Below are 11,720 nucleotides of genomic sequence, written 5' to 3' on the forward strand. Positions count from 1 at the left end.
CGGTTCACCGAGCCTGTTCACTAGTTCACTAAGTCGGTTTCCGGGTTCACCGCACCGGCGGACTTGTCCACCGGGTCGCGCACGAGTTCACAAACTCGCCGCACAACGCGGCCCGCCCACGGGTCACAGGATTTCCGGTGACCATTCCGTGACCTCCACCACATCGATGAGAGACCCATGAGAACCGGGCTTGGCCAACTGTCCCCACCGGTGGTAGGTCACGGGCAATTGGGGCGAACCGACGAAAGTACATGATCACAGGCTTGATCACGTGCGTCCGCAATGTCCGTTACGGCGTCAATAAAGAACGACACGCCCGGGATTCACAGGCTTGATTGAGCAACTGTGGCGCAGCACACGTTCCTTGTAGGTATGGAGGAAGCCCTGATACCGCTAGTGCCCATGCCCCACACCGCTCTCATACGCAGCCACCGGAAGCCCCGCCGCAACGCGTCGCAGACGATCGCGATGCGGGCGGGAGTCGCCGGTGGCGTCATCGGCACCCTGGCAGTGGCCGGTGCGTCGGCCTACTCGGCGAACGCCGCCGAGCCGGTGACCCAGACGCTCGAACTGCCCACCCTGACGGCCGACGTGGCCGCCCAGATCGCCCAGTCCGCGGACGCCACGCAGCAGGCCGCCGCGAACTACCAGTTGCAGGCCGAGCGGGACGCCGCGGCCACGAAGGCCGCGAAGCAGGCCAAGTCGGACCTCGCGGACGCGAAGAAGGCGGAGGCCAAGAAGAAGGCCGAGCAGGACGCGCGCCGGGCCGCCGCGGAGCGCGCCTCCCGCACGGCCGAGCGGACCGTCCTCGCCGCCACGGCGAGCACCGGCAGCTCCACGAGCTCCTCCACGGCCACGGGTTCGGCCGCGGCCGTCATCGCCTTCGTGAAGGCGCAGATCGGCAAGAGCTATGTGCTGGGCGCCTCGGGCCCCAGCGCCTACGACTGCTCCGGCCTCGTCCAGGCCGCGTTCAAGCAGATCGGCGTCAGCCTGCCGCGCGTCTCCCAGTCCCAGTCGACGGCCGGCACCCAGGTCTCGCTGAGCAACCTCCAGCCCGGCGACATCCTGTACTGGGGCAGCGCGGGCAGCGCCTACCACGTCGCGGTGTACGTGGGCGGCGGCATGTTCGTCGGCGCGCAGAACCCCTCCACCGGCATCGTGGAGAGGCCCCTCTCCTACGACCCCCCGACCGGCGCGGTGCGGGTGCTCTGAGTCCCGGCAGCCGGTCAAGGGCCGCAGCCGCTCCCTCCGGGGGCGCGCGGCCCTTCGGCGTCTTTCCCGGTGGTACGGGCCGGTGTTCTGGTGTGATGTCAGGGGGACGCGGCGTTCGCGCGGATACCCACCCGACCCACCCGACCCACCACTGACCGGGAGAGACAGCGATGCCACGTGTGTTCGTGCAGGGCAGGCCCGTCGACGCGTATCCGCGACGGGCACCGGAGGCCGGGCGGGGCTCGGTCCGGCGCATCACCGAGGTCGGTGAGGAGGTGCTGCACCGGCCGTGCCGGGACGTGACCGAGTTCGGGCCCGACCTCGCCGCGCTCATCGACGACATGTTCCTCACCATGTACGTCGCCGACGGTGCCGGTCTCGCGGCGAACCAGGTGGGTGTGGACCTGCGGCTGTTCGTCTACGACTGCCCGGACGACGAGGGGGTGCGGCACGTCGGGCACCTCGTCAACCCGGTGCTGGAGGCGCCGGACGCGGGCGGGCGGCGGCTTCTCGACGAGGGCGAGGGATGTCTGTCGGTGCCGGGTGCCGCCATGGACGTACCGCGGCCGGACCGGGCCGTGGTGCGCGGGCTGGACAAGGACGGCGGCCCGCTGGTGATCGAGGGGACGGGATACTTCGCGCGCTGCCTCGCCCATGAGACGGACCATCTCGACGGCCACGTCTATCTGGACCGGCTGAGCAGGCGGGACCGCAAGGAAGCCCTGCGGCAGGTCGCGGACCGCCGGGAGGCGGTGTTCGCGCGGCGGGCGGCGAGGACCGCGGAACTGGACGAGGCCTGAGCCGGGGCCTGGACACCTCCGCGCCGCCCCGGACCACCGCCGGGGCGGCCCGGGGACGGCCGGGCCGGGCGGTGGCCCTGGAAGGCGCCGGGAGCGGCCGTGGAAGTGGCCGTGGAAGTGGCGGGCCGGGGTCAGGACTTCGGGGTGACCTTGGTCAGGGCGTTGATGACGCGGTCCATGGCGTCGCCGCCCGTCGGGTCGGTGAGGTTGGCCAGGAGCTTCATGGTGAACTTCATCAGCAGGGGGTGGGACAGGCCGCGCTGGGTGGCGAGTTGCATGACCTTCGGGTTGCCGATGAGCTTCACGAAGGCGCGGCCCAGCGTGTAGTAGCCGCCGTAGGTGTCCTTGAGGACGCGCGGGTAGCCGCGCAGGGCCAGTTCCCGCTGGGCCGGCGTGGACCGGGCGTGCGCCTGGACGATGACGTCGGCGGCGAGCTGCCCGGACTCCATGGCGTAGGCGATGCCCTCGCCGTTGAAGGGGTTCACCAGGCCGCCGGCGTCGCCGACGAGCAGCAGGCCCTTGGTGTAGTGGGGCTGCCGGTTGAACGCCATGGGCAGGGCGGCGCCGCGGATCGGGCAGGTCATGTTCTCGGGGACGTACCCCCAGTCCTCGGGCATGGACGCGCACCAGGCCTTCAGGACCTCGCGCCAGTCGAGTTCCTTGAAGGAGGCGGAGGTGTTGAGGACGCCGAGGCCGACGTTGGAGGTGCCGTCGCCCATGCCGAAGATCCAGCCGTAGCCGGGCAGCAGGCGGTCCTGGGCGCCGCGCCGGTCCCACAGCTCCAGCCAGGACTCCAGGTAGTCGTCCTCGTGGCGCGGGGAGGTGAAGTAGGTGCGGACGGCCACGCCCATCGGGCGGTCCTCGCGGCGGTGCAGGCCCATCGCGAGGGAGAGCCGGGAGGAGTTGCCGTCGGCGGCCACGACGAGGGGCGCGCGGAAGGTGACCGCCCGCTTCTCCTCGCCGAGTTTCGCGGTGACGCCGGTGATGCGGCCGGTGCGGTCGTCGACGACCGGGGCGCCGACGTTGCAGCGCTCGAAGAGCCGGGCGCCCGCCTTCTGGGCCTGCCGGGCGAGCTGCTCGTCGAAGTCGTCGCGCCGGCGGACGAGGCCGAAGTCGGGGAAGGAGGCGAGATCCGGCCAGTCCAGCTGGAGACGGACACCGCCGCCGATGACGCGCAGACCCTTGTTGCGCAGCCAGCCGGCCTCCTCGGAGATGTCGATGCCCATCGCGACGAGCTGCTTGACGGCGCGCGGGGTGAGCCCGTCGCCGCAGACCTTCTCGCGGGGGAACTCGGTCTTCTCCAGCAGGAGCACGTCGAGTCCGGCGCGGGCCAGGTGGTACGCGGTCGTCGAGCCGGCCGGGCCCGCGCCCACGACGATCACATCGGCGGTGTTCTCGGAAAAGGGCTCGGTGTGGGGCTCGGACACGGCGGGTTCTCCCCAGGGTTCGCAAATCGGCGTGCCGACCGGCACTGGACATGGGCAGTCTATGCAGCAGAATTGATCACCCGGCTGAAGGGCTGTCCCGTGACCCGAGCTCTCCCTGTCGTACGGCTGCGAGTCCCCACCCACGAGGACGCCTTCGCCTGGCACCGGGTGTTCGGCGATCCGGAGGTCATGGAGTTCCTCGGCGGCCACCCGGCGGAGCTGTCGTTCTACGAGGAACTCACCGCCCGGCAGCGCCGTCACGACGCCGCACTCGGCTTCTGCCTGTGGACCCTGACCGACGGCGGCGACCGGGTCGCCGGTTTCACCGGCGCCCAGCCCTGGGAGCGGGAGTGGGGCCCCACGGGCGAGATCGAGATCGGCTGGCGGCTGGGGCGGGAGCACTGGGGCAAGGGGTACGCCACCGAGGCGGCCCGGCAGACGCTGGAGCGGCTCAGGGCGGCGGGGGTGCGGGACGTGGTGGCGATGGTCGACGCCCGCAACGAGCGGTCCGCGGCGGTGACCCGGCGGCTGGGCATGCGGCTCGCGGAGACCTTCGTGAGACCGGAGTCGGGGCGCGAGGCGCACTGCTACCGCCTGGCGCTGTGAGCCGCGGTCCCGGTCACCCGGGACCGATACGGACTTCACCGCTCCACTTTGTTCACCCAGAGTGAGAATCTGTCACAGAAAAACACGCAGCGCTTCCGAACGGTACCCCCCGGCGGTTACTCTGCCTGTATCGCTGGGGGTGACATCTGTGCGCATAACGCAAAAAACACCCGAGGTCCGCGTGCCCAGGTTCGTCGGTCTGATGGCCGTCGACGCACGCGAAAGGGCACAGGCCCAGGGCCTGTCCCTCAACTCGCCCGACCGTCCGGACTTTCATCTGGCCGTCGTCGACTACGTCGTACGCCAGTACCCGCAGCCCGGCGCCGAGGTGCCGCGGGACTCGCTGGTGTACGTGTGGTTCGGCTTCGCCGACGGGGACGGCGGCGGTGGCATGCGGGAGCCCCGTGTCCCGAGACCGCCGCTGGGCGGACTGCGGCGCGAACTGGACGAGCCCGGGGACCACGGACATCCCGTGGAGACGATCGCCGGACGCTGAGCGGACCCGGGACGGGATGCCGGGCGGACGGCCGGACGGGACCAGGAGGCCGGGGCTCAGCTCTGCTTGAAGCCCCGGTGGAGCGCCACGATGCCGCCGGACAGGTTGCGCCAGGCCACCTTCGACCAGCCGGCCTTCGTCAGCCGCTCGGCCAGCGCGGGCTGGTCGGGCCAGGCGCGGATGGACTCGGCGAGGTAGACGTACGCGTCCGGGCTGGACGACACGGTGCGCGCGACCGGCGGCAGCGCGCGCATCAGGTACTCGGTGTAGACGGTCCGGAACGGGGCCCACACGGGGTGCGAGAACTCGCAGATCACCACGCGCCCGCCGGGCCGGGTCACCCGGTGCATCTCCCGCAGCGCGGCGTCGGTGTCCTGCACGTTGCGCAGCCCGAAGGAGATGGTCACGGCGTCGAAGGTGTCGTCCTTGAACGGCAGTCGCGTCGCGTCGCCCGCCGTGAACGGCAGCCAGGGGTTGCGCTGCTTGCCGACCCGCAGCATGCCGAGCGAGAAGTCGCAGGGCACGACGTAGGCGCCGGTCTGCGCGAAGGGCAGCGAGGAGGTCGCCGTACCGGCGGCGAGGTCCAGGACCTTCTGCGCGGGGCGGGCGCCGACCGCCTTCGCGACCTCCTTGCGCCAGCGCCGGTCCTGTCCGAGGGACAGCACGTCGTTGGTGAGGTCGTACCGTGCCGCCACCTTGTCGAACATGGAGGCGACGTCGTGCGGCTGCTTGTCCAGGGATGCGCGGGTCACCCGCCCATTGTGGCAGCAGGGGCCGGGACGTCACGGCAGCAGCCTCGGCTTCTTCTTCGCCGCGACGTCCTCCACCCATCCGCACAGCAGGACGAACACGGCGATCAGCACCCACCCGACGCCGAACAGGAACCAGTTGCTGGCCAGGGGCAGGTACGTCTCGAAGGCGGGCACGTTCCAGAACTGGTCGATGAGCGGCACGGCCAGGACCAGCGCGATCTCGTGCCAGAGGTAGATCGTCACCGCGCGCGAGTTGAAGACCGTGACGGTCCTGTCCAGCCGCCGGAAGCGGGTGAGCCAGGCGAAGTCGATACGGAAGCGCGCCTTGGCCCACATCAGCAGCGTGACGAAGCCGGCCGACCAGAAGGCCTGCGCGAGGGGGTTGTCGTCGAGGTCGTAGCTGCCGAAGTCGGCCTGGTGCGTGAAGGCGTACCAGGCGCCGTAGCCGAGCGCGGCGGCGGAGAGCGCGACGACCGCGAAGGGCTTCAGCCGCTGCAGCACCCCGTCGCGGTGCGCGAAGCCGAGCAGCCAGCAGAACAGGTACGTCGACAGGTCCCACAGAGCGCTGCCGAACCGGTTGTCCGGGCCCGACCAGACGAAGTTCAGGACCACGATCGGCGCGAGCGACAGCAGCAGCACCGGGACCGGCGCCAGCCGGAAGACGCGCAGGAGCAGCGGGGACAGCAGGACGAACCAGAGGTACGTCCGCAGGTACCAGAGGATCTCCCACGCCTGTTCGCCCCAGGCGTTGCCGGGCGGGTCGCCGAGCGGCACGATCCAGTACACGATCTGCCAGCCCGGCATCCAGCCGTGGACCAGCATCGCCAGCACCACGAACACGCCCCAGAACCAGAACGGGGGCAGCAGCCGCCGCATCCGGCTCCTGAGCACCTTCGGCGCGGGGCGCTCCAGCGACTTCGCCATCAGGGTGCCGGCCAGGCCGAACATGATCCCCATGGAGGGGAAGACCATGGCCGCCCAGGGCCAGCCGAAGGTGTGGTATGCGACGACGCGGACGAGGGCCACGGCGCGGAGGCTGTCGAAGTAGCGGTCCCGGCCCGGGGGACGCCGGGCGGGCGAGGACGTCGCCTTCCCGGCGGGTTCCGGCGACGCGGGTCCGGGTTCCGGCTCGGGTGCGGGCTCGGGGTCCGGTCCGGGGTCCGGTTCCACCACCGGCAGGGGGGCGGTGGAGCCGGTCGCGGGCTGGTGACCGTACTCGGCGTACTGCTGCTGCGGGTAGGCCTGCGGTACGGCCTGCTGCCCGCCGTAGGCGTATCCGTAGCCCTGCTGCGGATACTGCGGCTGCTGGTACTGCGGCGCCGGGTACGGCTGCTGCTGGTACGGCTGCTGGGGCTGGTACGGCTGTTGCGGATACGGCTCCTGCTGTTCCCAGCTCATCGGCTCACCCCCGCCGGGGTGCCGACCTCGCCGGTGCGCTTCAGTTTCTGCCAGCGCAGCCTGCCGCCGGTGAGGGCGGTGATGCAGGAGTGGATGAGGACGAGGTACATCATCTGCCGGTACGCGAGCTGTTGCAGCGGCATCATCAGCAGGTACCGGTACTTCTCCTTGTCCAGCCGGAAGGCGTACCCGGCGCAGAAGAGCTGGACACCGAGCACGGCGAGCCACGCCAGCAGCGCGGCGGTGAAGTCGACGAAGATCATCGAGTAGACGGTGAACACGTCGATCAGCGGGGCGAAGAGCGGCGTCACGATCTGGAAGACGACGACCAGCGGCATCCCGATCCGCCCGAAGCGGCCCGAAGGCCCCCTGTCCGTCAGGGACTTGCGGTGCTTCCAGAGCGCCTGCATGGTGCCGTAGGACCACCGGTAGCGCTGCGACCACAGCTGGCCGAGCGAACCGGGCGCCTCCGTCCAGGCCTTGGCGTGCTCCTGGTAGACGACCCGCCAGCCCGCGCGGTGCATGGCGATGGTGATGTCGGTGTCCTCGGCGAGCGTGTCGTGGCTCATGCCGCCGACCCCGAGCACCGCCTCCCGCCGGAACGCGCCGATGGCGCCCGGGATGGTGGGCATGCAGCGCAGCAGGTCGTACATGCGGCGGTCGAGGTTGAAGCCCATCACGTACTCGATGTGCTGCCAGGCGCCGATGAGCGTGTCGCGGTTGCCGACCTTGGCGTTGCCCGCGACCGCGCCGACCTCCGGGTCGGCGAAGGGCTGCACCAGCTGGCGCACGGTGTCGGGCTCGAAGACGGTGTCGCCGTCCATCATCACGACGATGTCGTGACTGGCGTTGCGCACACCGTTGTTGAGGGCGGCCGGCTTGCCGGCGTTCTCCTGGCGGATGACACGGACGTTGGGGTGGCCCAACGACTCGGCGATCTCGGCGGTGTTGTCGGTGGAGCCGTCGTCGACCACGATGATCTCTACCGGATGCGTGCTCCGCGCCAGCGACTTGAGGGTGTTGGCGATGCACTCCTTCTCGTTGTACGCGGGGACGATCACGCTCACCGGCCGGGTGACCGGTGGTCCCCAGCTGAACCGGCGCCGGTTGCGCTGCCGGTAGTGGCTCCGGGCGAGCACCAGCATCATCCCGAAGCGGCCCAGCACCGCCACTCCGACCACGATCAGCCCCACGGAGAGCGCGGGCACCGTCCACTCGGCGACGGCGACGGCCGCGATCAGGGCCTTGCCCTCGTAGAGGGTGGTACCGGTGGCCTTGTGGTGGGCGGCCTGGAGTCGGGCGGCGGCCGTCCCGGCGGCGGTGGTGCCGCTCTGCCCGCCGCCCTGGAGGGCCCCGGCCGCCGACTCCCCGGACCCCGCCGTCTGTCCCGAGCCCGCCGACTGCGCCTGCCGCTGGGCGGCCCGCTCCTGCTCCAGTACGCCGCTGACGGTGGTGAAGGTGTAGCCCTTCGCCTTCATCTTCTTGATGTACCGCGGCAGCGCCGCGATGGTCTGCGAACGCTCACCGCCCGCGTCGTGGAAGAGGACCGCCGCACCCGAGGTGCCCTTGGGCGTGGCCCACTTGACGATCTTCGAGACGCCCGGCTTCTTCCAGTCGTCGCTGTCGGTGTTGACGAAGACGCTGGTGTAGCCGTCCTCGCCGAGCTTCTTGTAGACGGGCCAGCTGTAGTTGTCGATGGCGTCCGTCTCCGAGGAGTACGGCGCCCGGAACAGCGTCGTCGTGATGCCGGCGGCACCCGCGAGGGCGAGCTGGGTCTGCTCCATCTCGCGGTTGATGCGGGAGCTGCTCTGGTACGACAGGTCGACGTGCGTGAAGGTGTGCACGCCCACCTCGTTGCCCTGCTCGACCATCGACCGCACGATGCCGGGATAGCGCGAGATCATCGAGCCGACCAGGAAGAACGTGCCAGGCACGTCGTTCTCCTCGAGGATCTTGAGCACCTGCGGCGTCCAGGTCGGGTCGGGGCCGTCGTCGAAGGTGAGGGTGATGGTCTTGGCGGGGACGGACACGGTGGTGGCCTGCCCGCCCCGGAAGGTCAGGATGGGGCCGCCGTCGAGGACCTTGTCGGGTACGTCGCTGGAACTGGCCCCGGTGCGCACGCGTTCGTCGCCGCCGACCTCGGCGCGCAGATAGCCGTCGAGCAGCATCACGCCGGTCAGCGCGGTGAGCAGCAGCAGGGCGAGGATGACCCGCGGTTTCTGGAGCGCGGCGGCCTTGCCCGCGGCTCGTTCGATACGGGTGGGGGCCCGGCGGCGGCCGTGCGCGGGCGTCGTGGTCGTCATGAGGGATCGCCCGAGGAGGTGGAGGTGGAGGTGGCGGACGCGGAGGCGGACGGAGCGGAAGAGGCCGGGGACGAGCCGGACGAGGCGGAAGAGTCGGACGACGGGAGGGACGGGGTGCCGGACGGAGTGCCGACGCGCCCGCCGACACCGCCCTGGGGCTCGAAGCCCGGCCCCTGCCCGCTGCTGTTCTGGCCGTTGCCGAACGGCAGCAGGGAGGACGGGTTGAGCGAGGTCCCCCAGCCCATGAAGGCCATGACGATCACCGCGGCGTAACCGGCGCAGACGACCCCGACGAGGAGGCCGATGCGGCGCAGCACCCGGGACCGGCGTCCGGAGGTGTCAACGAACACGGGCCCCCCGGCGGCAGCCGTCCCGTTGCCGCGTTTGCGGCGGCGACCGCGACCTTCCGCGCGGCTTTCGATGGCAGTCTCTGAATGCATTCCCCAGACGTTAAACAGGCTTTATGTGACCGCAATCGGAGTTCTTGTGAGGCGCCCATGAGAGACGCGTTAAGCTGTGCCTTGCCTGAGAATCTCCAGAGACGGAACCATGGCCGGCGGCCGGAGGGCAGGACCTGAACGCCCCGGTTTGCACCGCCGGATTGGCACCTTTTGCGACTGTTTACCCGTGAGTACCCTGTGCATTTACGATTCTCATGAACAAATGCAGGGTGTGAGAGGTTTTCCTTCTGGACGCCGTTTCTGTTTCGGGTCTGAGACATACGTCACGAGAGCTGGTGCATGCGCAATGAGGAGTTTCCCCAGGCGGGCGATCGGGCTCAGCTGTCTGTTTGCCTTGGCAGTCACCGGGTGCTCCTCCGGTTCCGGCGGCACGTCGGACGCGGCGCCCGCCGCCTCATCGCCCTCGTCGTCATCACCGTCGTCATCGCCGTCGTCATCGTCGAGCACGTCCTATGCGCCCTATGTGAGCGCGACGACGGCGTCGGACAACGACTCGGCGGGCACCCCGACGACGTACAACCTGGCCTTCGTGATCGCCGGCGGCGGCTGCACGCCCCGCTGGAACGGCGAGTACGCGATCGGCGACGCGGCGGTGAAGGAGCGGATCGCGGGGCTGAAGCAGGACGGCGCGACGGTACGGGTGTCCTTCGGCGGCGCCTCCGGCACCGAACTGGCGTCGGCCTGCGGCAGCGTGACCGAGCTGGCGGCGGCCTACGGCGCGGCGCTGGACGCGGCGGGTGCCACCCAGGCCGACTTCGACATCGAGGGTGACGCACTCACCGACTCCGGTGCGACGGCGCTGCGTTCGGCGGCGATCGCCGTGCTCCAGAAGCAACGCCCGGGTCTGAAGGTCACGTTCACGCTCCCCGTGATGCCCTCCGGCCTCGACGCGGACAGCCTCGCGCTGCTCAAGTCGGCCAACAAGTACGACGTCCAGGTGTCCACCGTGAACATCATGACCATGAACTACGGCGAGTCGTACGGCGGCGACATGGGCGACTACGCGATCACGGCCGCCAAGGCCACCCACACCCAGCTCGCCGGAATCTTCGGCACCTCGGACGCCGACGCCTGGCGGGGCATGGCGCTCACCTCGATGATCGGCGTCAACGACGTGTCCGGTGAGACGTTCACGCTTGCCGACGCGGCGCAGGTACGGACGTTCGCGGAGGAGAAGGAGATCGGGTGGGTGTCGATGTGGTCCGCCTTCCGTGACCAGCAGTGCGAGAACGGCGACACCGCGGCGGACGACGCGGCCACGGACTGCAGCGGCGTGACGCAGGGCGCGGGCGCGTTCGCGGAGGCGCTCTCCGGCTGACGTCAGGAGACGGAGCAGTTCAGGAGACGGAGAGGTGAGGAAGGAAGGGCGGAAGGAAGGACGGACGGCGGTTCAGCGGCGCCGGTGGACCAGTCGTCCCGCGCACACGGTCGCTATGCAGGCGCCGGACGGGTCGAAGACGGCGAGGTCGGCGCGGCCGGTCTCCATCAGGGCCACGAGTCGCGCGCCCCCCGCCGCCACCGCGACGCCGCCCCGCGCGGCGGCGGCCCGCAGTTCGGGCGTGGCGGCGTGCTCCGCCAGCACGGCGACCGCGCCCCGTTTCAGCACCTCGTGGATCCGCTCCCGCGGACTCGGCGCGTCGGGAAGCGGCCCCATGTGCACCTTCCCCGGCCCGAGCACCCCGGGCCAGCGCCGTATCCGGGCCGTGGGGAAGCGTTCGGTCAGCTCCGTCAGCGGCCCCACGGCGGCGATCAGGGCGCCGTCGACGACGACCCCGCCGCCCCTCACCGGCGCCGGATCGTCCCAGGTGCGCAGGACCTCGTCCGCCGCATGGATCGTCAGCATCCCCCGTTCGTCCCAGGTCAGTTGGCGGCGAGGATCTTCAACTCGGGGTGCGCGGTGCCGCCCGCGATCGCCGTGGACGAGATGTGCGACATCACGCGCTCGTCGACGGGGTCGTTCGCCGGGTCGTCGTGCACGACGAGGTGTTCGTAGGTGGTGGAGCGCTGCGCGGGCACCCGGCCCGCGTTCCGGATCAGCTCGATGATCTCCATCCGGTTGGAGCGGTGCCTGGCTCCGGCGGAGGACACGACGTTCTCCTCCAGCATGATCGACCCGAGGTCGTCCGCGCCGTAGTGCAGCGTCAGCTGGCCCACCTCCTTGCCCGTCGTCAGCCAGGAGCCCTGGATGTGGGCGACGTTGTCGAGGAAGAGGCGGGCGACGGCGATCATGCGGAGGTATTCGAAGATGGTGGCCTGGGTGCGGCC

12 protein-coding genes and 1 pseudogene are annotated in these 11,720 nt (G+C 70.4%); 5 read left to right on the forward strand and 8 right to left on the reverse strand.

The window, feature by feature from the left end:
• Positions 1-402: 402 nt before the first annotated feature.
• The gene (locus tag ABZ862_RS36585; RefSeq protein ID WP_360968320.1) at positions 403-1,212 is read left to right on the forward strand and encodes a C40 family peptidase; all 810 of its coding nucleotides are present in this window, start codon (positions 403-405) and stop codon (positions 1,210-1,212) included.
• A gap of 170 nt (positions 1,213-1,382) precedes the next feature.
• On the forward strand, positions 1,383-2,012 hold the full coding sequence (gene def / locus ABZ862_RS36590; protein ID WP_360968323.1) for a peptide deformylase: 630 nt from the start codon (positions 1,383-1,385) through the stop codon (positions 2,010-2,012).
• Positions 2,013-2,143: 131 nt separating this feature from the next.
• Here def and ABZ862_RS36595 read toward each other — a convergent pair whose 3' ends face one another.
• Positions 2,144-3,439, reverse strand: a complete 1,296-nt coding sequence (locus tag ABZ862_RS36595; RefSeq protein WP_360968325.1) for a geranylgeranyl reductase family protein — start codon at positions 3,437-3,439, stop codon at positions 2,144-2,146.
• A gap of 99 nt (positions 3,440-3,538) precedes the next feature.
• On the opposite strand from ABZ862_RS36595, the gene ABZ862_RS36600 reads away from it, so the two are divergent.
• Positions 3,539-4,045, forward strand: coding sequence for a GNAT family N-acetyltransferase (locus ABZ862_RS36600; protein WP_360968329.1), 507 nt, complete (start codon positions 3,539-3,541; stop codon positions 4,043-4,045).
• A 181-nt stretch (positions 4,046-4,226) separates the two neighbouring features.
• A complete protein-coding gene (locus ABZ862_RS36605) occupies positions 4,227-4,541 on the forward strand; it encodes a PASTA domain-containing protein (RefSeq protein WP_360968332.1) in 315 nt (104 codons plus the stop codon).
• Positions 4,542-4,597: 56 nt separating this feature from the next.
• Here the strand turns inward: ABZ862_RS36605 and ABZ862_RS36610 are convergent, their stop codons facing one another.
• From ABZ862_RS36610 to ABZ862_RS36630, 5 genes are all read right to left on the reverse strand, one after another.
• Entirely contained in the window at positions 4,598-5,293 is a 696-nt protein-coding gene (locus ABZ862_RS36610) for a demethylmenaquinone methyltransferase (protein WP_360968335.1), read from the reverse strand.
• 30 nt (positions 5,294-5,323) lie between these two features.
• Positions 5,324-6,691, reverse strand: coding sequence for an acyltransferase (locus tag ABZ862_RS36615; RefSeq protein WP_360968338.1), 1,368 nt, complete (start codon positions 6,689-6,691; stop codon positions 5,324-5,326).
• A complete protein-coding gene (locus ABZ862_RS36620) occupies positions 6,688-8,994 on the reverse strand; it encodes a bifunctional polysaccharide deacetylase/glycosyltransferase family 2 protein (RefSeq protein WP_360968341.1) in 2,307 nt (768 codons plus the stop codon). Before ABZ862_RS36620 ends, ABZ862_RS36615 begins: the two co-directional genes overlap by 4 nt.
• Positions 8,991-9,344, reverse strand: coding sequence for a hypothetical protein (locus tag ABZ862_RS36625; RefSeq protein ID WP_360968345.1), 354 nt, complete (start codon positions 9,342-9,344; stop codon positions 8,991-8,993). The genes ABZ862_RS36620 and ABZ862_RS36625 overlap by 4 nt, the downstream gene beginning before the upstream one ends.
• A gap of 303 nt (positions 9,345-9,647) precedes the next feature.
• On the reverse strand, positions 9,648-9,902 hold the full coding sequence (locus ABZ862_RS36630) for a hypothetical protein (protein WP_360968348.1): 255 nt from the start codon (positions 9,900-9,902) through the stop codon (positions 9,648-9,650).
• Between the two features lie 16 nt (positions 9,903-9,918).
• Between ABZ862_RS36630 and ABZ862_RS36635 the strand changes: the two genes are divergently transcribed.
• Positions 9,919-10,773, forward strand: a complete 855-nt coding sequence (locus ABZ862_RS36635) for a chitinase (protein ID WP_360968351.1) — start codon at positions 9,919-9,921, stop codon at positions 10,771-10,773.
• A 72-nt stretch (positions 10,774-10,845) separates the two neighbouring features.
• Here the strand turns inward: ABZ862_RS36635 and ABZ862_RS36640 are convergent, their stop codons facing one another.
• Positions 10,846-11,298 carry a hypothetical protein gene (locus ABZ862_RS36640; RefSeq protein ID WP_360968354.1) on the reverse strand — a complete coding sequence of 151 codons (453 nt, stop codon included), beginning with the start codon at positions 11,296-11,298 and terminating at the stop codon, positions 10,846-10,848.
• 17 nt (positions 11,299-11,315) lie between these two features.
• Positions 11,316-11,720, reverse strand: a pseudogene (locus ABZ862_RS36645) (dehypoxanthine futalosine cyclase); the annotation flags it as partial.

This window comes from Streptomyces sp. NPDC047000, from assembly GCF_040644295.1.
Taxonomy (GTDB): domain Bacteria; phylum Actinomycetota; class Actinomycetes; order Streptomycetales; family Streptomycetaceae; genus Streptomyces.